Here is a 19,547-nt window from a genome sequence, read left to right on the forward strand (position 1 = left end):
TGCGTCTCCGCCTGGCGCCCTGCCGACCGAACACGGACAAATCACCGACGCCCGTTCCGGTGGTCTGCTTATCGTGGCGTTCATGGCAGAGCAAGCGTTTGTATATCTCACCGGAGAGGCACTCCGGCACCTCCCGGACCGCTTCCCTTTCGCCGCCGGTGGCGAGATATCTCGTCATATCGAGGCCGGGCACGTCACCATCCTCGAGAACGGCTGGGTAAGCCTGGAGGCGGTCCCGCACGACGGGAGCCTCGAAAACCAGGGCAGTTGGGTCACGGTCACCTTGCCACCCACGTCCGTGGCCGCGATCGTTCGTCCCTAGCCACCGGACCCGAGACAGCGCGCAGCCCCTGACGCGTGATGGCGTCGTCAGGGGCTGCGCGCTGTCCGAGTTCTCGACCACATACCGGTCCATTCGGTGTGCGCTTCCCGGCGGGCGGCCGCGCGGACCCGGCTCGGCTGCCGGTGCCGCGGTACGGCGTGGGGGACCGGTTCCCGCGGTAGACGCCGACTATCTCGGAGCTACATACGCGGCCCGCTCATCCGCGACTGCCCGGACCGAGGCGTCGACGGGTGCCGGCGGTCCACCCGCCGACCACGAAATCTTCTCCATCTTGTTGGTTACACCAACGTTTGATATCGTTGGTTACACCAACAAAAGGAGCCATATGGACGGTCCCGTTCGATACGCCGCCCTCGCCGCGATCGCCCTCACCCTCGCCGTCACGGGGTGTACGGCCCCCTCGCCGGCTGCCGACCGTCAGCCCACTGCCGCCCAGGAGACCACCGTGAACCCCACCGCCATCACTCCCTTCAAGATCGATATCCCGCAGGCCGACCTCGACGATCTGACCGATCGCCTCGCCCGCACCCGCTGGCCCAACGAAATCGCCGACGCCGGAACGGATTACGGTTTCCCGCTGGCCCGGCTGCGGGAACTCGCCGAATACTGGCGCACCGTCTACGACTGGCGCGCACACGAAGCCGAACTCAACGAACTCCCGCACTTCACCACCGAGATCGACGGGCAGAACATCCACTTCGTCCATATCCGGTCGGCGAAACCGGATGCGCTGCCACTGATACTGACCCACGGCTGGCCCGGTTCGTTCCTGGAGTTCCTCGACGTGATCGAACCGCTCTCCCGCGATTTCCATCTGGTGATCCCCTCCATCCCGGGCTTCGGTTTCTCCGGCCCCACCCATGAGCGCGGCTGGGACATCACCCGGGTCGCGGGGGCCTGGGCCGAACTGATGCACCGTCTCGGGTACGAACGCTACGGCGCGCAGGGCGGCGATTTCGGTTCCGGTATCTCCCAGGCGCTCGGCGCGCTGGCACCCGGACACGTGGTCGGCGTGCACGTCAACTACCTGCCGACCCGGCCCGACCCCGCCGCCGGCCTCGAACTGTCCGAAACCGATCGCGCCCGGCTCGACAAGGTGCAGTACCTGATGGCCAACCGGCCCCCGTACCAGGCGTTGCAGGCCACCGCCCCGCAAACCCTCGGCTACGCGCTGACCGACTCGCCGGTCGGCCAGCTGGCCTGGATCGCGGAGCGCTTCGCCCAGTGGACCGACCCCCGCACACCCGTCGGCGACGAGCAAATACTCACCGATGTCTCGCTGTACTGGCTGACCGCCACCGCGGCCTCCTCGGCACGATTGACCCGCGAGTCCACCCGGGGGTCGAACCCATGCCCGGTGCCGCTCGGGGTGGCGGTGTTCGCGCACGACATCACCCAGTCGGTACGGCCGCTGGCGGAACGGCTCTACGACATCCGGCACTGGTCGGAGTTCGACCGCGGCGGTCACTTCGCCGCCATGGAGGTCCCCGAGCTGCTCGCCGCGGACATCCGGACCTTCTTCCTCACCGCTCTCCGGGCCGGACCGGACGCAGCGCGCTGAAATCACCGCCCGCGAACACCCGGGCCACACCAGGACTCGGACCGAGAGCGCGTTCGGCTTCACCGTCCGCTGCCGTGTGGCCGGGGCCGACCGCGAACGAATGGGGTCGCTGTCAGCCCATCCGCACACCCATATCGTGGAAGGTCAGGCGCAACAGTAGCCCCGCTTCCGGCCCGATCACCCCGTCGGCCAATTCCACATACGTCGAACAGAATTCGGGCCCGTGCGCGGCCACCGTATGCGGCCGCGGTTCGAGGTGATGTGCCAGTTCGTGCAGCACGACCAGTTCCCGCAGCGCCCATGCGGCCCGCCCGCGCGCCGATGCCTCCGCGTGCAGAGGTACCGCCAGAACCGCGCTTCCGGATTCGTAATGAGCGGCAATATTTCCGGCGCGGGCACGCACCCGGATCGGCACACCCGCCCGCTCCCAGGTAGCCGCGACCCAGCCGAGCGCGAGTACCCGGTCGCAGTACCGCTGCACCGAATCCACCGAGGCGAATTTCCGCTCCACCGGCAAGGTCAGCCGCGACCCGTGCACTTCGACCGTATGCTGCCCGGCTTGCGCCACCCGGTCGAAGATCGAGCGCACCAGTTGCTCGGCGTCGTACACCCGGGCACGCTGCGTATCCCGCACGGCCGGCTACCCGGGTAGCTGCCCGCGCGCCCCGTCCAGCTCCCGTGCCGGGCCGAGCCGGGCCACCCGCCCGGCCCGGTCCCCCGCGCGCCGGGCGTCCGGGGCGTAGCCGGTGGAGGTGCGCGGTCCGCGCCAGGTGCCGCGGGCCTCCGAGTTACGGGTGTAGAAATCGGAGAGTTCGATCTCCTTGCCGCGCAATGCCAGCGCGGTCTCCGCGGCTCGGTCCGCAGCGCCCGGCGCGGCGGTCCGGTGGTCGTGGCCGGTCGCGGACCGTTCCACCTCCGCGCTGGCCGCGGCGAGCCGGATTCCGATGCGTTCGGCGAACGCCAGCTGGAAATTCAGCCTGGCCGTCACCCCGGCCACCGGCACCCGCATCACCCGGCGCACCCGCCGCCCCGCCCGGCGCTCGATGACGACCTTCTCCATGGTCGCGGCCCGGTGCTCGCCGGATTTGATGTACCGATCCGACGCCCGCACCATCTGCACCAGCAGGCTGGAGTAGAGCGCCTCGCAGACGGCGATATCCGCCGCGAACCCGTAGGCGTAGACCTGGGTCGAGGTGCGGGCCACGTCACAGCGCACATCGTTGGCGGCGGCGATGGCCACGAACAGCTGCACATAGGTGCGCAGCCCCTTACGGCCGGGTTCACCGATCGGGACCATCCGCTGGATCGGCGCGGTGGACTGTTCCCGGCCCCGGGTGTGCGCCCGCGCCACCGCCAGATCGATCGAAGACCGGGTCGCCAGCCGCTGCGCGGCGGCCAGGAACGCCTCTGCCTCGTGCTCGTTGTCGGTGGATTCCGCTTTGCGCAGCAGTCCACCGATCCTGGTGAGCAGGCGATCGGAGACCGAGTTGGCGGAGGACATCGGGCATCAGCCTAACCGGCGCGGCCGGGCCGGGCCCGCCCCGGCCCGCCTCGACCACAGCGCAGGCGGAGGTACGCCTACCAGTCGTTATATCTGTAACGACGCCGACCGGCCGACCCTCCGGCCCGTCCCCGGCGGACTCATGGACGACCCCGGGCCCGCGAGCTTCCGCTCACTTCGATACGGGAGTATCCGACACCGAGCGTGCACACCATGTATGTTGCGTTGTGCTGCCGCTCACTGTGTCGACCCTGGAGTTCCGCGATGGCTTTCAAGAAGGCGCCGTCTCTACGTGCCGCGCTCGTCCTATGGCCGATCGCGCTGCTGACCGTGACCTTTGCCACCGCCTGCAACACGAGCGACACCGATGAACAGCTCGGCATGAACCAGGACGGCCGCGGCCCGATCACCTACGTCGAAGGCAAGGACACCACCGAGACCGGTGCGGTCAAGCAGGTCATCGACCGCTGGAACGCCACCCACCCCGACGAGCAGGTCACCTACAAGGAACAGTCCAACGACGCCTCGGCCCAGTACGACGATCTGGTCGAGCACATGCGCGCGAAATCGACCGACTACGACGTGGTCGCTCTGGACGTGCCGTGGACCGCGGAATTCGCGGCCAAGGGCTGGATCCAGCCGCTGGAGGACCAGTTCGCCATCGACACCTCGCCGCTGCTGTCGCCGCCGGTGGCCAGCGCCACCTACAACGGCACCCTGTACGCAGCGCCCCGCAACACCAACGGTGGCCTGCTGTTCTACCGTAAGGACCTGGTGCCCGACGCCCCGCTCACCTGGGCCGAGATGCGCGCCAGCTGCCCGCTGGCGCGGGACAACCAGATCGGCTGCTACGCGGGCCAGTTCGCGCCCTACGAGGGCCTGACGGTGAACACCGCCGAGGTGATCAACGCGTTCGGCGGGACCTTCGTCGGCACCGACGGCCGCACCCCGACGGTCAACAGCCCGCAGTCGCGGGCCGGGCTCGAGCAGCTGGTGGACGCCTACCGGGTCGGCGATATCCCCCGCGAAGCCGTCACCTTCCAGGAACCGACGAGCGGCGCCGCGTTCACCCAGGGCAAACTCATGTTCCTGCGCAGCTGGCCCTCCACCTACGGTGACGCCTCCTCGGAGGCCTCGGCGGTCAAGGACAAGTTCGGGGTCGCGCCGCTGCCCGGAGACACCGGGATCGGTGCCTCGACCCTCGGCGGCTACAACGCCGCGATCAGCGCCTATTCCGAGAACAAAGCCACGGCACTGGATTTCCTGAAGTTCCTGATCAGCGAGGAAGCCCAGCACATAATCGCCTCCGGGGCGCTGCCGTCGGTACGGGCCTCGATCTACGACGATCCGGCGCTCATCGCCAAGATGCCGTACCTGCCCGCCTTGAAGGATTCCATCGCCAGCGCGGTGCCCCGACCGGTCACCCCGTTCTATCCGGCGGTGTCCAAAGCCATTCAGGACAACGCATATGCTGCCCTGACCGGAACCAAGTCCGTGAACGACGCGATCATCGGCATGCAGAAGGGCATCGAGACGGCCGGATCGTAGAAATTGTTCAACCGGACCCGGCGAGCCCGTAGGAGAGAGTAACGGTGTCGGATCCTTCCGGAACGGACGCGCAGGCGTCGGTCCGTACAGAAAAGCCCGCGAACGCGACCAACGATCGTGGGACGTCCAGCAGGCTTCGCGACGAAGTCCGTATGTCGGGCCGGGCGTGGCTGTTCGTCGCGCCGGTGCTGATAGCGCTCACCGTGGTGATCGGCTATCCGGTGCTGCGGGCGCTGTGGATGTCGTTCACCTACGACGATCGGCTCGACGAGACAACCGGTCGCTTCGTCGACAGCGGCGAGAGCACTTTCTACAACTATCTGCACTGGATCCTCGGCCAATGCCAGGTCATCACCGGCGGCGTCACCGAATGCCCCACCGGTAACCTGGGCGCCGAGTTCTGGGGGGCCGTCGGCGTCACACTGTTCTTCGCGGTCGTCACGGTGACGCTCGAGGTGGCGATCGGGCTCGGTATGGCCATCGTCATGGGCAAAACCTTCAAGGGCCGGGCGCTGCTGCGCGCGGCGGTGCTGATCCCATGGGCGATCCCGACCGCGGTGACGGCCCGGCTCTGGGAGTTCATGTTCCAGTACGACGGTGTGGTCAACACCGTGTTCGGCACCGAGATCCTGTGGACCTCCGACGCGTGGCCGGCCCGTTTCGCGGTCATCGCCGCCGATGTGTGGAAGACGGCCCCGTTCGTGGCGCTGCTGCTGCTGGCCGGTCTGCAGATCATCCCCGACGACGTCTACGAGGCGGCCCGGGTGGACGGCGCCTCGGCCTGGCAGCGGTTCACCCAGATCACCATGCCGCTGCTCAAACCGGCGCTGCTGGTCGCGGTGTTGTTCCGCACCATGGACGCGCTGCGTATGTACGACCTCCCCGCCATCATGACCAATAATCTCCCGGCCACCCGGACACTGTCGATCCTGGTCGTCGAGCAGACACGACAGGGACCCAACAGTGCGGCCGCACTGTCGACGATCACTTTCCTGTTGATCTTCGCGGCGGCGTTCGTACTGGTGAAGATATTGGGCGCGAACGCGGTGCGGACGCAGGAAGAACAGCGGAAGGCGTGATGGCCGCGGTGGCAACTCAGCAAATCGGTACCGTCGGACCGGCGTCGGAGTGGCGGCGCAGGCTCGGCTCGGCCCGCATCTACGTGGGCGCCCTGATCGTGCTCGTCTGGGGACTGGGCCCGTTCTATTGGATGGCGGTGACCGCCTTCCGCGATCCCGACCACACCTTCGATTCCACTCCGTGGCCCACGCACATCACCCTGGACAACTTCCGGGACGCGTTCGACACCAGCCGCGGTAACAATTTCGCCCACGCCCTGCTCAACAGCGTGATCATCGGCGCGGCCAGTACCGCTATCGCGCTGGTCATCGGGATCATGGCGGCCTACGCCCTGGCCCGGCTCACCTTCAAGGGCCGCTACCTGGTGTCCGGCGTGATCCTGAGCGCGTCGATGTTCCCGGTGGTCGTCCTGGTGACCCCGCTGTTCCAGCTGTTCACCGAAATCGGCTGGATCGGCAAATACCAGGCGCTGATCCTGCCGAACATCTCCTTCGTGCTGCCGCTGACGGTGTACATCCTGGCCTCGTTCTTCGCCGAACTGCCGTGGGAACTCGAGGAGGCGGCCCGGATCGACGGCGCCACCAAGGTGCAGGCGTTCCGGCTGGTGATGCTGCCGCTGGCCGCGCCGGCCGTGTTCACTACCGCGATCCTGGCGTTCATCGCCGCGGTCAACGAGTACCTGCTCGCCCGGGTGCTCTCCGGAAGCCGAACAGAACCGGTGACGGTGGCCATCGCCCGGTTCTCCGGGAACAATCCGCTGGTCCCCCCGTACGGTGCGATCATGGCGGCCGGCACGCTGGTGACCGTGCCGCTGGTGATCCTGGTGCTGGTGTTCCAACGTCGGATCATCTCCGGACTCACGGCGGGCGGAGTCAAAAGCTGATCTCTGGGTATCCTGAGATCTGGCGGTGGTGCGCCTGAGTTTTTCCGACGCTCCGAGAGGAGATGATCGTGAGCTCGTTCCGTTCCCGACGTGGCCGCAGTACTCCCCAGCCACCGCAGTACCCCTCGATAGCAGGTTGGAAAGAGCTCGACGATTCCGGGCCGCGTCCCCGTCCGCCCCGGCCACCCGCCCATATCCGCCCCCACCGGACCCGCGGCCAGCGCATCCGGCAATTGATGCTGTGGCTGTTCACCATCCTGATCGCCATTCCGACGCTGCTGATCGCCCTGGTGTACTGGAGTGCGGAGATACCGGCCGCCGGGACGGTACCGGTCAACCAGACCGCCACCATCACGGCCTCCGACGGTTCCACCGTGCTGGCGAAGGTGGTGCCGCCCGAGGGCAACCGCACCCCCGTACCGCTGTCGGATGTGCCCGAGCACGTCCGTGAGGCGGTCCTCTCCGCGGAGGACCGCAACTTCTACAGCAACCCGGGTTTCTCGGCATCGGGTCTGCTGCGCGCGGTCCGCGACAATGTGCTGGGCCGGGCGAACGCCGGTGGCGGTTCCACCATCACCCAGCAGTACGTGAAGAACGCATTCCTGGGCTCCGAACGCACGGTCAGCCGCAAAACACACGAACTGATCATCTCCTCGAAGATGGCCAAGGAATGGAGCAAGGACGATATTCTCGGCGCCTATCTGAACACCATCTATTTCGGTCGCGGCGCCTACGGTATCGCCGCCGCCGCCCAGGCCTACTTCGGTAAACCGGTGACCGAGCTGACCGTCGCCGAGGGCGCGGTCCTGGCCGCGCTCATCCGCTCACCCTCCGCGCTGGATCCGCAGACCCGGCTCCCCCAGCTGCTGCAACGCTGGAACTATGTGCTCAACGGAATGGTCGAGATGGACGCGCTCGCCCCGGGGGAGCGCGACGCGATCGTCTTCCCACCGACGATCCCGCCGCCCGCCCCCGAGGACGCCAACACCACCCGCGGCCCGGAAGGGCATATCAAGACCCAGGTGCTGCGTGAACTGGCCGACGCGGGTATCTCCGACGAGGAGCTGAACACCGGAGCACTGCAGATCACCACCACCATCGACGCGAAGGCCCAGCAGGCCGCGACCGCCGCCGCGACCGGCGCCCTCGACGGGCAGCCGCCGGAGCTGCGGACCGCGGTGACCTCCATCGATCCGCGATCCGGCGCGGTCCGCGCCTACTACGGCGGCGCCGACGGGATCGGCTACGACTTCGCCCAGGCCCCGCTGCAGACCGGATCGGCGTTCAAGACCTTCGCGGTACTCGCGGCGCTACAGCAGGGCATCCCGCTGTCGCGGGCTTTCGACAGCTCCCCCGTGGACGTCAACGGGGTACTGGTGCGCAATGTCGAGAACGAATCCTGCGGTGTCTGCAGTGTGAGCGAGGCCTTCAAACGCTCGCTCAACACCAGCTTCTACCGGCTCACCCTCGATATGAACAACGGCCCCCAGGCGATCGCCGATGCCGCCCACCAGGCCGGGATCCCGCAGGACATCCCGGGCGTCCCGGGACAGTCGCTCACCGAGCTCGGCGCGCCGCCCATGCCCTCCATCGTGCTCGGCACCTATCTGGTGCGGCCCTTCGATATGGCCTCGGCCTACGCCACCATCGCCGGTGAGGGCCGCTACCACCAGCCGTACTTCGTACAGCGTGTGGTCCGCGGGGACGGCCGGGTCCTACTGGACCGCGGCGGCGATCCGGGGCAGCGCACCGGCGCCCAGCCGCCACCGTCGGAGCAGCGGATACCCCAGACCATCGCCGCGCAGACCGCCACGGCCATGCTGCCCATCGCCTCGTATTCCAACGGTCATGCGCTGAGCGGGCGCCCCTCCTCCGCCAAGACGGGTACCACCCAGCTGGGCGATACCGGTCAGAACAAGGACGCCTGGATGGTCGGTTTCACACCGTCGCTGTCCACCGCGGTCTGGGTCGGCACCGACGCCAACCTCCCGATCGTCACCGCCGGCGGCGGCCGCATATACGGTTCCGGACTGCCCGCCGATATCTGGAAACAGACCATGGACGGGGCCCTGGTCGACACTCCGGCCGAACAGATCGGGGCACCGGCCCCGAACCCTTCCTCGGTTGCCCCGGTCGCCCCGGCTGTCCCGGCCGCGCCCCAGCAGCCCGCACGCAACCCCTACGACATCCTCGGCCCGCCGTCTGCGCAACAGCCGGAACCGCAGCAGCAGCCGACGCGGCAGCAGCAACCCTTCATCATCATCCCCCCGGCCTCCGAACCTTATGCCCCAGAGCCCGAATACGGCCCGGAATCGCGGGCGCCCGTATCGCCGCCGGCCGAAGCACCCGCACCACCGGCGGCACCTCCGCCACCGGCCCCGCGCGTCGTCGAAATCCTGCCCGGCGTAACGATACCCGTACCGTGACCGACGGATTCCGGTCGTGATCCCACGGAAGGAACGGTCGGCATGGCAGCATCGTTGGCCAGAGTGAGATGTCGCCCATCCGACCGACCGGCACGGGCCGACGCCCGGGCCGGGACGGGCGTGCGGGAGGATATGCGCTGGAGCGACGACGTATGACGAGACATAGGGGCTACGCCGGTGGAATTCAATGTCGTTGACCGCCCGGAAACGCTGGTGGCGGGAATGGTGCTACGCAGCCCGGCACTGGCCGTGGAAGGACCGCGCCGCACCAGAGTCGAAGAAGCCTGGAAACGCACGCTGACCCGATCCTTACCCGGTCACCCCGCCAGCGCCTTCGTCGATCACGCCCCGGAGATCAATTCCTATCTCACCCACATCATCGGCTATCGCTGTCACAGCCTCGACGATCTACTACCCGGCGATGTCCTCGCCCGTATCCCCGCCGGCCGCTACGCCCACTTCACCCTCAGCGGCGACGACCTCGGCGAGACGATCGTGACCTTGTGGCGGGCGATCTGGGACGCGGAGGCCGCCGGCCGGCTGGTCCGCTCCTATACCGGTGACTACGAGCGCTACCCCGACGAGCACACGGTGGAAGTGTTCGTGGCAATGGCGGCAGACGATGCGGCGAGCAGGTAGGAAGCGACTGTGGATTTCGAAATTGTCGAACTCGACGAAAGCCTGGTGGCCGGGCTCACCATCCCGCTGGCCGGCCGGGAGGTGACCGCCCGCGACCTCGATCTGGTGAACTTCACCTGGGACCGTTATCTCAGCCGTGAGAAGAACGTCCCCCGGGTCGCCGCCTACATCGCCCAAGAGGATCACGCGGTAGCGGTACTCGGCTACGAGATCAAGAAGATGACCGACCTGGATCCGGGCGATGTCCTCACCCGGGTCCCCACCGGCCGCTACGCGAAATTCGTGGTCACCGAGAAGCCCTACGACCTCCTCCGCACGGCATGGGCGAGAGTCCGCGAGGCGGAGAAGGCGGGCACGATAACCCGCTCCCACACCGCCGAACTGGAACGCTACACCGGCCCGACCTCGGTAGAGGTCTACGTCTCCCTGGACTGAATCCCCGCGGGCTGCCCCACCCCCGCCGGTAAGGTCAACCCGCGGCCGGCGCCATCCAGCGCGGTCGGCCCAACCGACGGCGAGCACGTCCCCCTGTGGACCTGAACGTCGGATGCCGACGCAACCCGCGTGCGTCTTACGAGACACCTCGAAGGGGTGGGGCCCGTCCCGCCCCTTGGCCGAAGGTGCTCAACGGTTGCACCCTGTGGACGGCCCACCGCACATCGCATGAGCCGAAGGCTCGAGTCCCGAGGCCGAAACGGCGAGACCAAGGGGGCCTCGACCCCGCGCGCCGAAGGCGCGCCAAAACACAGCACCTTCACGAGCAAGCCCACATCCCCACCTTCACGAGCAGGCTCACCCCACACCTCAGGGTCGAACCCACTTCCCACCTTCGCGATTGGTCTCGCCCCACACCTCACGAACGAGCCACACCTCCACGCCCGTCGAACCCCGCGGCAAAGCTCCGGGAGCGACAACGGAGGCGGCGTACCAAGCCTTCGAAAAGACTCGGCCACCGCGAACAGTCGATCGTTCACGGCGGCCGCGTCGAATGCCCGAACCGTCTACGCGTCGATGATGAACGCTTCCAGCTGGGCCCGGGCGATATCGTCGGGCAGCTGTTTGGGCGGGGACTTCATCAGGTACGCCGACGCCGGGATCACCGGGCCGCCGATACCGCGGTCCTTGGCGATCTTCGCGGCGCGGACCGCGTCGATGATGATGCCGGCCGAGTTGGGCGAATCCCACACCTCGAGCTTGTACTCCAGGTTCAGCGGCACATCCCCGAAGGCGCGGCCTTCGAGGCGGACATAGGCCCATTTGCGGTCGTCGAGCCAGCCGACATGGTCGGAAGGGCCGATGTGCACATCGCCTGCGCCCATTTCCTTCTTCAGGTTGCTGGTGACGGCCTGGGTCTTGGAGATCTTCTTCGATTCCAGGCGTTCACGCTCGAGCATGTTCTTGAAATCCATATTGCCGCCGACGTTCAGCTGCATGGTGCGGTCGAGCTGGACACCGCGGTCCTCGAACAGCTTCGCCATCACGCGGTGGGTGATGGTGGCGCCGACCTGGCTCTTGATGTCGTCACCGACGATCGGCACGCCCGCGGCGCGGAACTTCTCGGCCCATTCCGGATCGGAGGCGATGAACACCGGCAGCGCGTTGACGAACGCCACGCCGGCGTCGATCGCGCACTGGGCGTAGAACTTATCGGCCTCCTCGGACCCGACCGGCAGGTACGAGACCAGAACATCCACCTCGGCGTCTTTCAACGCCTTGACCACGTCGACCGGCTCGGCCTCGGCGAGTTCGATGGTTTCGGCGTAATACTTGCCGATGCCGTCGAGGGTGGGGCCGCGCTGGACCGGGACACCCAGCGGGGGCACGTCGGAGATCTTGATGGTGTTGTTCTCGCTGGCGAAGATCGCCTCGGACAGGTCGAAGCCGACCTTCTTGGCGTCCACGTCGAAGGCGGCCACGAACTGCACGTCCCGCACGTGGTATTCGCCGAACCGCACATGCATCAGTCCGGGCACCGTCGTGGAATCGTCGGCATCCCGGTAGTACTGAACGCCCTGGACGAGCGAAGAGGCGCAGTTGCCCACACCTACGATGGCGACGCGAACACTGGGCTTGTTGGTGTCTCCACTACTACTCATGGCCGGTATTTCCCTCTTTCTGTGGTGCCGCCTTCGTCGATTGCTCCGCCGCAATCAACTCGTTGAGCCAGCGCACTTCGCGCTCGCTTGATTCGAGTCCGAGTTGATGGAGTTGGCGGGTGTAGCGATCCAGCGATCCGCTCGCCCGCTTGATCGCTTCCCGCAGCCCCTCTCGGCGCTCCTCGACCTGGCGCCGCCTGCCCTCCAGGATCCGCATCCGCGCTTCGGCGGGAGTGCGGCTGAAGAAGGCGAGGTGAACGCCGAAGCCGTCATCGGTGTAGTTCTGCGGACCCGTATCGGCCAGGAGGTCTTTGAAACGCTCCCGTCCCGACGCGGTCAGCTGGTAGACCCGCCGGGCCCGGCGGGTCGTGGACAGTCCCTCGGGTACTTCCTCCGCGATCAGTCCATCCGCCCGCATGCGCTTCAAGGTCGGATACAGCGACCCGTAGGAAAAAGCCCGAAACGCCCCGAGCAGACCGGTGAGCCGCTTCTTCAGCTCGTAGCCGTGCATGGGCGATTCCAGGAGCAGCCCGAGGATTGCCAGTTCGAGCAACGGGCTTCACCCCCTGACTTCCGTACAGACCTAACCAATGGATGCGATTACCCACTATATCGGAGCGATATAACTACGCATAGTTCCACCCAGGACTGAACGCATACGCGCAGGTGATGCGGCCGCGCCGGTGCCGGGGCGAACACGGCCGGTCAGTCGACCGGGTGGATCTCCTGTGGCGTCCCGTCGAGTGCGCGTTGCACCGTTCCGGTGCGATCGCCGCCGTGCCGACGTAGACCTCGACTACCGGCGCGGCGGCCTCGGGCGCGATGAGTTCGTAGCCGATACCGATATGACCCATCCGCCCGCCGGCCGGCTTCACCGTGGCCGGCGCCGGCAGCCGCACCGCCGAGCCCGGTCGCGGTTTCGGCACGGTCGATATCGCGCGCGGAGACGACCGGGAAACACCGTGGACACCCCGAATCGGACGGTGCGGGCAGCTCTCCGTGGGGTTTCCACGGTCACCCTCCATACGGCGGTAACCGGACGGACAATCACGGGACAGATGGCACACATGCGCCAACCGGCCGCGCCCGGAGTGACGCGGTCCGACACCGGAACTCCGCCGCATCCACGCACGCGGGGGAATCCGCGCGGGGCCGGACCTGCCCGCCGGCGCCGGAACCGGACCACCCCGGCAGAGGTACGAATCCAATGCGGCCGTGGGCGGCGCCATTACATCACCGCTACTCTGGGAGCGTGCGAATACAGCGGCAAGTGGTCGACTATGCGCTCCGGCGCAAGTCGCTGCTGGCTGACGTCTATGCGGGCCGTGTCGATGTCGCCGAGGTATGTGACGCCAATCCCTACCTGCTGCGTGCGGCCAAATTTCACGGTCGGGGGAGCGAGGTCACATGCCCTATCTGCCGGAAGGAACAACTCACCCTCGTATCCTGGGTCTACGGCGACGGCCTGGGGCCGGTCGCGGGTTCCGCGCGCAGCCCGGAAGAGCTGGTACGCCTGGCCGAGACCCGAGAGGAATTCTCGGTTCACGTGGTCGAGGTGTGCCGGACATGCAGCTGGAATCATCTGGTGCAGTCCTATGTGCTCGGGAAGACGCCGCAGGGTCGGCGTTCCGGTTCCCGGGTGAACCGGCGCACCGCCGCGGAATGAGGCCGCCCGGCCCGACGATGGTGCCCGTGCCGTGCCCCCAGGGGCGCCGCGGAGCGAGCCCATCCGACCGATACGAGCTTTGGAGACCTTGTCAGTGACTTCGCCCTACGACCCCCCCTCCGGCGATGACCCGCGCGGTGGTCGCACCCAGCGCGGACCGCTTCCGGGTCGGGAGCCGCAGCAGCGACCGGGTGCGCCCAACCGTGGTCCCGCACCGAACGCGAACGCACCACGCCCCGGTCCGGGCGGGCGACCGTCGGCGCCGGGCGGACCGCGTCCCGGTCCGGGCGGACCGCGCCCGGGCCCGGTGGCGGGTCCGGGACCCGCCGCGGGCGGACCGCGTCCGGGGCCCGGCGGGCCGCGCCCCGGACCGGGTGGCACGGGACGGCCGCCGGGTCCCCGGCCCGGACCCGAGGGTCGCCGGCCGGGACCGAACACCGGTGGGATGCCCGGCGCCGCGCGAGGCCCGCAACCGCCGCAGCGTCCCGGCCCGCCGCCCGGACGCCCGCCGCAGGGTCAGCCGCCGAACCAGCCCACCCAGCGTATGGGCCGCCCCGGGGAACCGGGCGCGCCGCGCGGTGAGCAGGGCACCGCGAAGATGGCGCAGCCGGGTGCGCCCACCGAAACCACCCGCCGCGAACGCACCACAACCGGCCCGCGCCCCGTCACAGGTCGTCCGGGCCCGAACACCGGCGAGCGCCGGGCGGACGGGCCGGAGGGCCGGCCGTCCCGCTCCGGAGCCGCGGGCGGTCCGCCGCCGCGCCGGCCCGGCGGCCGTTCGGGCGGTCCCGGCGGCCCCGACGGCCGCGGACCCGCCCAGAAACGCAAGAACCGGTGGAAGATCGCCCGCCGGATCGCCTACGTTCTGGTCGCACTGGCCATCGTGGTGCCGAGCACGGTCTTCCTGGTCGCCTATTCCACGGTGTCGGTGCCCGAACCCGGTGACCTCAAGACCAACCAGGTCGCAACGATTCTCGCGTCGGACGGCGAAACCGAGATCACCCGCGTGGTGCCGCCGGAGGGCAACCGCACCGATGTGACGATCGATCAGATTCCGCCGCATGTCCGCAACGCGGTGATCGCCGCCGAGGACCGGGATTTCTACAGCAACCCCGGTTTCTCCATCTCCGGTTTCGCCCGCGCCGCCCGCGACAATGTGCTCGGACGCGAAAGCGCCGGTGGTGGTTCGACAATCACCCAGCAGTACGTGAAGAACGCGCTGGTCGGCGACGAACACAGCCTCACCCGTAAGCTGCACGAGCTGGTGATCTCGGCGAAGATGGCCCGGCAGTGGAGCAAGGACGAGATCCTCACCGCCTACCTGAACACCATCTACTTCGGACGCGGCGCCTACGGCATCAATGCCGCGGCCAAGGCGTATTTCGACAAGCCGGTGCAGGAACTCAGCCTGGCCGAGGGTGCGGTACTGGCCGCGACCATTCAGCTGCCCTCGCTGCTGGATCCCGAGTCGAATCCGGACGGCGCCAAGACCCGCTGGAACTACGTCCTCGACGGTATGGTCGCCGGCGGCAATCTCGACCGCGGCGAACGTACCGGGCTGGCCTACCCGGAGGTGGTGTCGTCGGCGAAGGCCGGGGAGACGACCGAGGCCGCGGGGCCGGAGGGCCATGTCAAAGCGCAGGTGCTGCGGGAACTCTCGGAAGCGGGGATCAGCGAACAACAGCTGAACACCTCCGGACTGGAGATCACCACGACCATCGATGCCAGGGCGCAGCGGGCCGCCGTCGACGCCGCCCGCAAGAACCTCGAGGGCGAACCGGACAAGTTGCGCACCGCGGTGGCCTCGATCGATCCGAAAACCGGTGCGGTACGCGCCTACTACGGCGGTGAGGACGGCTACGGCTACGACTTCGCCAACGCCGCCCTGCAGACCGGTTCCTCGTTCAAGGTGGTCGGCCTGGCGCAGAACCTGGAGAGCGGTATTCCGCTGTCCCAGATGTACGACAGCTCGCCGATTACGGTGAACGGTATCGAGATCACCAACGTCGAAGGCGAGCAGTGCGGGGTCTGCACGATCGCCGAGGCCCTCAAACGGTCGCTGAACACAAGCTTCTACCGGATGCAGCTGGAAATGCAGAACGGTCCGCAGAAGATCGCCGATATGGGTCACAAACTGGGGATTCCGAAGGAGCTCCCGGGAGTCGGCCCCACATTGACAGAACCCGGCGGCGCCGGCCCGAACAACGGCATCGTGCTGGGCCAGTACCAGGCCAGGCCGCTGGACATGGCGTCGGCCTACGCGACGCTGGCGGCATCGGGTATGTACCACAAACCGCATTTCGTGAGCAAGGTCGTATCCGCGGACGGTACCGTGCTGCTCGACCGCGGCGATGTGGCCGGCGAGCGGCGGGTCTCCGAGGCCGTCGCCGACAATGTCACGGCGGCCATGGAACCGATCGCCGCGTACTCCCGCAATCACGGGCTCGCCGGAGGTCGCCCGTCGGCAGCCAAGACCGGTACCGCCCAGCTGGGCGACACCGGCGAGAACAAGGACGTGTGGATGGTGGGTTACACGCCGTCTCTGTCCACCGCGGTGTGGGTCGGCACCACCGACAACTCGCCACTGCGCAACTACGGTGGCGCGATGATCTACGGGTCCGGCCTGGCGTCCGATATCTGGAAAAGCACGATGGACGGTGCCCTCGAAGGCACCCCCATCGAGAAGTTCCCCAAACCCGCGCCGATCAAGGGCCAGGCCGGTGTGCCGAAGTGGACGGCCCCGTACACCGCGCCGTCCACCACCAACCCGACCTTCGAGCCCCCGGTGGTGATCCAGCCGAGCCAGGTCGAGATCCTGCCCGGGATCACCATCCCGGTGCCCGGGGTGGCACCCAACCCGCGTAGCCAGCAGCAACCGCAGAACCAGCCGCAGGGCAACGGGCCGGGTCCGCTACCCGGGCAGCCCACCGCCGGACAGACCAGTACGGCCCCCACGGTCACCCAGGCGCCCGACGCCGGCGGCGGCACCGACACCGGCGGGGACAGCGGAGACAGCGGAGACAGCGGGGATCCCGGCGGCGACAGCCGTCCGGACTCGGGCGGATAAACCCGCAACACTGTCCGGGAGTCCCGGCTCGGTCCGGGCCGGGACCCCGGTAACAGGTAACCTCGGGTGCCGTGAGCGAGCAGCGACTGGTGGGTGGGCCGGACGACGGTGTAGGCCCCGGAAACGGGCGAACCGGTCGGGCCGCCACAGCCGGTTACGATTCGCCCGCTCCGCTCGCCCGAGATCTGCGTTCGGCGGACACGCGCGACAAACCGAGCCACAACGATTCCATGACCGCCCAGCTGTGCACGGTCGTGGGCGGTCCGGTCGGCGATCACGCGCTGATCGGGCGCGCACGGTTCTGGACCCCGATGCGGGTGCTACTGGCATTCACCGTGATCTTCCTGGCGTTCGGCTGGTTCGCCAAGGCCGGATGTATCCAGCAGACCACCACCACCGACGGACTGCTCACCCTCGACTGGAACAACGGCCGTCAGTACACGGCCATGTGCTATTCGGACACGGTGCCGCTGTACGGCGCCGAGCGCCTCAACGAGGGCGCGTTCCCGTACAAGAAGTCCTGGGTGGAGGAAACACCCGGCGGCGGCACCGAGGTCCGGCATATGGAGTATCCAGTGCTGTCGGGCATGTACCAGTACGTTTCCATGCTGGTGGCCAAGAGCTGGGACGCCAGTCCGCTGCCGGGGGCACTGCAGGTGGTGCTGTACTTCAATGTGGTGGCCCTGGGTCTCTCGGTCGCCTGGCTCGTCACCATCTGGGCGACCGCGCTGCTGTCCGGCCGCCGGGTATGGGACGCGGCGCTGGTGGCGTGCTCACCGTTGGTGATCGTGCACGCCTTCACCAACTTCGATTTCCTCGCGACCGCCTTCGCCGCACTGGGGCTGCTGGCATGGGCCCGCCGCCGGCCGCTGCTGGCCGGTGTACTGCTGGGGCTGGGTGGTGCGGCCAAGCTGTACCCCCTGCTGCTGCTGGGCCCGATCGTGGTGCTGTGCCTGCGCGCCGATCCGATGCAGCGCACACCCCGCTCGCATCAGGCGACACGGTTGCGCGATATCGACAGTGCCGCGGGGCTGCGCAGTTGGCTGGAAGAAGTGCCGGCACGGATCCGGTTGCTGGGTACCCGCCCGCTCGGCGCGGCCGCGCTGACCGGCGTCGGCGCCGCCAGCACCTGGCTCCTGGTGAATCTGCCGATCGCGCTGCTGTACCCGGACGGCTGGCGGGAATTCTTCCGGCTCAACACCACCCGGCACGCCGATCCCGATTCGCTCTACAACGTGGTGATGTCGTTCACCGACTGGTCGGGTTTCGACGGTGTGCTGCGGCACGGCGAACCGCCCACATTCCTCAATCTGATCTCGCTGCTGCTGTTCGTCGCGGCCTGTCTCGGTATCGCCTATATCGGCCTGACCGCGCCGCGCCGGCCCCGGCTGGCCCAGCTGTGCTTCCTGGTCATCGCCGCGTTCCTGTTGACGAACAAGGTGTGGAGCCCGCAGTACTCGCTGTGGCTGGTGCCGATCGCGGTCCTGGCTCTGCCGCACCGGCGGCTCCTGCTGGCGTGGATGACGATCGACGCACTGGTCTGGGTGCCACGCATGTTCTACTACCTCGGCGAGGATCGTAAGGGTCTGCCGGAACAGTGGTTCACCGCGACGGTGCTGCTGCGCGACCTCGCGGTGATCGGACTGTGTGTGCTGATCGTCCGGCAGATCTACCGGCCCGAACACGATCTGGTGCGCCACGAATATCTGGACGATCCGGTCGGCGGGGTGGTCGACCGCGCCCCGGACCCACTGCTGCCGTGGCTCCCGGAGGTGCTGCGCCCCCGGATCTCCCTGGGCACTCATTGGACCGGTGCGATGGCCGCGAAGCGGAACGGTAAGCGCGACACCGCGACCACCGCGACACCGGTGGAGGCGGCCCGGGAGTTCCGACCGCCCGCGCGCCTGGGTTGAGCCGGGCCCGTCGAGCCCGCGGTGCGGTCCGATGAAACACGCGACGCTCGCGCGGCGATGCACGTTCGGGATCACTGGCGGCGTCTCTTCGCGCCACCGCAACCAGTCAGGGGATATCGGTGGATGATCGACAGCAGCACGACAATTTCGCCCGGCGCGGACGAGCGAACCGGAACATACTGCTCGTGGCCGGGATCGGTCTCGGCGCGTTCGTGCTACTCGGCATCATCGGTTACCTGATCGGCGGTGACGACAAGGCAACCGATGAAGCGGCACCTGTCCGAACCACCACCGAGGTGGTAACGCCGCCGGCGCCGTTGGCTCCGGCGCCCGCCGAGCAGGACAGCAGCCCGGCAGCGCCCTCGGAAATCCCCACGGTCGCGACCTCGGCACCCACAACCGCGTCGCCGTCACCCGCGGCCACGCCGGCCTACTCCGACCCGCGGTGCGCCCCGGCGAGCGACGAACTCGTCGCCCTGGTCGCCGCCGGTCTCACGACCGACGGGCACAAGCTGGCCAACGGCACAGTGATCGACGAGAACGGCACGACATATTTCGGTGCGACCACGCTCGATGCCTTCGGCGATATGGACGCCCGCTCGGATGTCTGGATCGTGCGGGACGGCGCCGTGTACTCCTCGTCGGGAGGCGCCCGCAATCAAACGGACTTCCCGCGCGCGAGTGACGAACTCGGGATATCCCCGGGCGATCCGATCGTCATCGCCGTGGACAGCTGTGTGATCGACCTGACCGACTGATCACCGAACCGAGAACATCATCGGGAAACGACATGGTCTTCGCCCGATCGGCCGGCGCGTCGGCCG

16 protein-coding genes are annotated in these 19,547 nt (G+C 68.0%); 12 read left to right on the forward strand and 4 right to left on the reverse strand.

Features of this window, described 5'->3' with window-relative positions; all coding sequences use genetic code 11:
- Positions 1-82 precede the first annotated feature (82 nt).
- Together ACQPYS_RS28605 and ACQPYS_RS28610 are read left to right on the forward strand one after the other, a co-directional pair.
- The gene (locus ACQPYS_RS28605) at positions 83-322 is read left to right on the forward strand and encodes a hypothetical protein (RefSeq protein WP_433491322.1); all 240 of its coding nucleotides are present in this window, start codon (positions 83-85) and stop codon (positions 320-322) included.
- 346 nt (positions 323-668) lie between these two features.
- Positions 669-1,904, forward strand: coding sequence for an epoxide hydrolase family protein (locus tag ACQPYS_RS28610; protein ID WP_433491323.1), 1,236 nt, complete (start codon positions 669-671; stop codon positions 1,902-1,904).
- 112 nt (positions 1,905-2,016) lie between these two features.
- On the opposite strand, the gene ACQPYS_RS28615 is transcribed toward ACQPYS_RS28610, so the two are convergent.
- Complete coding sequence (locus tag ACQPYS_RS28615; protein WP_063040990.1) at positions 2,017-2,538, reverse strand: TIGR04338 family metallohydrolase; 522 nt, start codon at positions 2,536-2,538, stop codon at positions 2,017-2,019.
- A 6-nt stretch (positions 2,539-2,544) separates the two neighbouring features.
- A complete protein-coding gene (locus ACQPYS_RS28620; RefSeq protein ID WP_063040992.1) occupies positions 2,545-3,405 on the reverse strand; it encodes a DUF2786 domain-containing protein in 861 nt (286 codons plus the stop codon).
- Positions 3,406-3,669: 264 nt separating this feature from the next.
- On the opposite strand from ACQPYS_RS28620, the gene ACQPYS_RS28625 reads away from it, so the two are divergent.
- From ACQPYS_RS28625 to ACQPYS_RS28650, 6 genes are all read left to right on the forward strand, one after another.
- Positions 3,670-4,953 (forward strand): ABC transporter substrate-binding protein, encoded by a 1,284-nt coding sequence (locus ACQPYS_RS28625; protein ID WP_063040994.1) that lies wholly within the window; start codon positions 3,670-3,672, stop codon positions 4,951-4,953.
- Between the two features lie 44 nt (positions 4,954-4,997).
- Positions 4,998-6,032 carry a carbohydrate ABC transporter permease gene (locus tag ACQPYS_RS28630; protein WP_373861463.1) on the forward strand — a complete coding sequence of 345 codons (1,035 nt, stop codon included), beginning with the start codon at positions 4,998-5,000 and terminating at the stop codon, positions 6,030-6,032.
- Positions 6,032-6,916 (forward strand): carbohydrate ABC transporter permease, encoded by an 885-nt coding sequence (locus ACQPYS_RS28635; protein WP_084481689.1) that lies wholly within the window; start codon positions 6,032-6,034, stop codon positions 6,914-6,916. The genes ACQPYS_RS28630 and ACQPYS_RS28635 overlap by 1 nt, the downstream gene beginning before the upstream one ends.
- 62 nt (positions 6,917-6,978) lie before the next feature.
- The gene (locus ACQPYS_RS28640; RefSeq protein WP_433491324.1) at positions 6,979-9,342 is read left to right on the forward strand and encodes a transglycosylase domain-containing protein; all 2,364 of its coding nucleotides are present in this window, start codon (positions 6,979-6,981) and stop codon (positions 9,340-9,342) included.
- 177 nt (positions 9,343-9,519) lie between these two features.
- Positions 9,520-9,981 carry a GyrI-like domain-containing protein gene (locus ACQPYS_RS28645; protein ID WP_063040998.1) on the forward strand — a complete coding sequence of 154 codons (462 nt, stop codon included), beginning with the start codon at positions 9,520-9,522 and terminating at the stop codon, positions 9,979-9,981.
- A 9-nt stretch (positions 9,982-9,990) separates the two neighbouring features.
- On the forward strand, positions 9,991-10,416 hold the full coding sequence (locus ACQPYS_RS28650) for a GyrI-like domain-containing protein (RefSeq protein WP_433491325.1): 426 nt from the start codon (positions 9,991-9,993) through the stop codon (positions 10,414-10,416).
- A gap of 566 nt (positions 10,417-10,982) precedes the next feature.
- Here the strand turns inward: ACQPYS_RS28650 and ACQPYS_RS28655 are convergent.
- Both ACQPYS_RS28655 and ACQPYS_RS28660 read right to left on the reverse strand, forming a co-directional pair.
- Positions 10,983-12,077: an inositol-3-phosphate synthase gene (locus ACQPYS_RS28655; protein ID WP_063041003.1), complete on the reverse strand. Its 1,095-nt coding sequence runs from the start codon at positions 12,075-12,077 to the stop codon at positions 10,983-10,985.
- Positions 12,070-12,630 (reverse strand): PadR family transcriptional regulator, encoded by a 561-nt coding sequence (locus ACQPYS_RS28660; protein WP_063041005.1) that lies wholly within the window; start codon positions 12,628-12,630, stop codon positions 12,070-12,072. Before ACQPYS_RS28660 ends, ACQPYS_RS28655 begins: the two co-directional genes overlap by 8 nt.
- A gap of 699 nt (positions 12,631-13,329) precedes the next feature.
- Here ACQPYS_RS28660 and ACQPYS_RS28665 point away from each other — a divergent pair.
- The 4 genes from ACQPYS_RS28665 to ACQPYS_RS28680 all read left to right on the forward strand — a co-directional run bounded on the left by ACQPYS_RS28665 (position 13,330) and on the right by ACQPYS_RS28680 (position 19,481).
- The gene (locus ACQPYS_RS28665) at positions 13,330-13,743 is read left to right on the forward strand and encodes a DUF5318 domain-containing protein (protein WP_174372459.1); all 414 of its coding nucleotides are present in this window, start codon (positions 13,330-13,332) and stop codon (positions 13,741-13,743) included.
- Positions 13,744-14,188: 445 nt separating this feature from the next.
- A complete protein-coding gene (locus tag ACQPYS_RS28670) occupies positions 14,189-16,810 on the forward strand; it encodes a transglycosylase domain-containing protein (RefSeq protein ID WP_431939350.1) in 2,622 nt (873 codons plus the stop codon).
- A gap of 185 nt (positions 16,811-16,995) precedes the next feature.
- Complete coding sequence (locus ACQPYS_RS28675; protein WP_431939384.1) at positions 16,996-18,723, forward strand: glycosyltransferase family 87 protein; 1,728 nt, start codon at positions 16,996-16,998, stop codon at positions 18,721-18,723.
- A 119-nt stretch (positions 18,724-18,842) separates the two neighbouring features.
- Positions 18,843-19,481, forward strand: a complete 639-nt coding sequence (locus ACQPYS_RS28680; protein ID WP_433491326.1) for a DUF2510 domain-containing protein — start codon at positions 18,843-18,845, stop codon at positions 19,479-19,481.
- Positions 19,482-19,547 lie beyond the last annotated feature (66 nt).

The sequence above is a fragment of the Nocardia grenadensis genome (genome assembly GCF_050942415.1).
GTDB lineage: Bacteria > Actinomycetota > Actinomycetes > Mycobacteriales > Mycobacteriaceae > Nocardia > Nocardia grenadensis.

What these genes read in the sequence shown, in the direction of transcription:
- ACQPYS_RS28610 (WP_433491323.1), top strand. Translation starts at nt 669, where the DNA reads ATGGACGGTCCCGTTCGATACGCCGCCCTCGCCGCGATCGCCCTCACC.
- ACQPYS_RS28625 (WP_063040994.1), top strand. Translation starts at nt 3,670, where the DNA reads ATGGCTTTCAAGAAGGCGCCGTCTCTACGTGCCGCGCTCGTCCTATGG.
- ACQPYS_RS28655 (WP_063041003.1), bottom strand. Translation starts at nt 12,077, where the DNA reads ATGAGTAGTAGTGGAGACACCAACAAGCCCAGTGTTCGCGTCGCCATC.
- ACQPYS_RS28670 (WP_431939350.1), top strand. Translation starts at nt 14,189, where the DNA reads ATGCCCGGCGCCGCGCGAGGCCCGCAACCGCCGCAGCGTCCCGGCCCG.
- ACQPYS_RS28640 (WP_433491324.1), top strand. Translation starts at nt 6,979, where the DNA reads ATGATCGTGAGCTCGTTCCGTTCCCGACGTGGCCGCAGTACTCCCCAG.
- ACQPYS_RS28605 (WP_433491322.1), top strand. Translation starts at nt 83, where the DNA reads ATGGCAGAGCAAGCGTTTGTATATCTCACCGGAGAGGCACTCCGGCAC.
- ACQPYS_RS28620 (WP_063040992.1), bottom strand. Translation starts at nt 3,405, where the DNA reads ATGTCCTCCGCCAACTCGGTCTCCGATCGCCTGCTCACCAGGATCGGT.
- ACQPYS_RS28635 (WP_084481689.1), top strand. Translation starts at nt 6,032, where the DNA reads ATGGCCGCGGTGGCAACTCAGCAAATCGGTACCGTCGGACCGGCGTCG.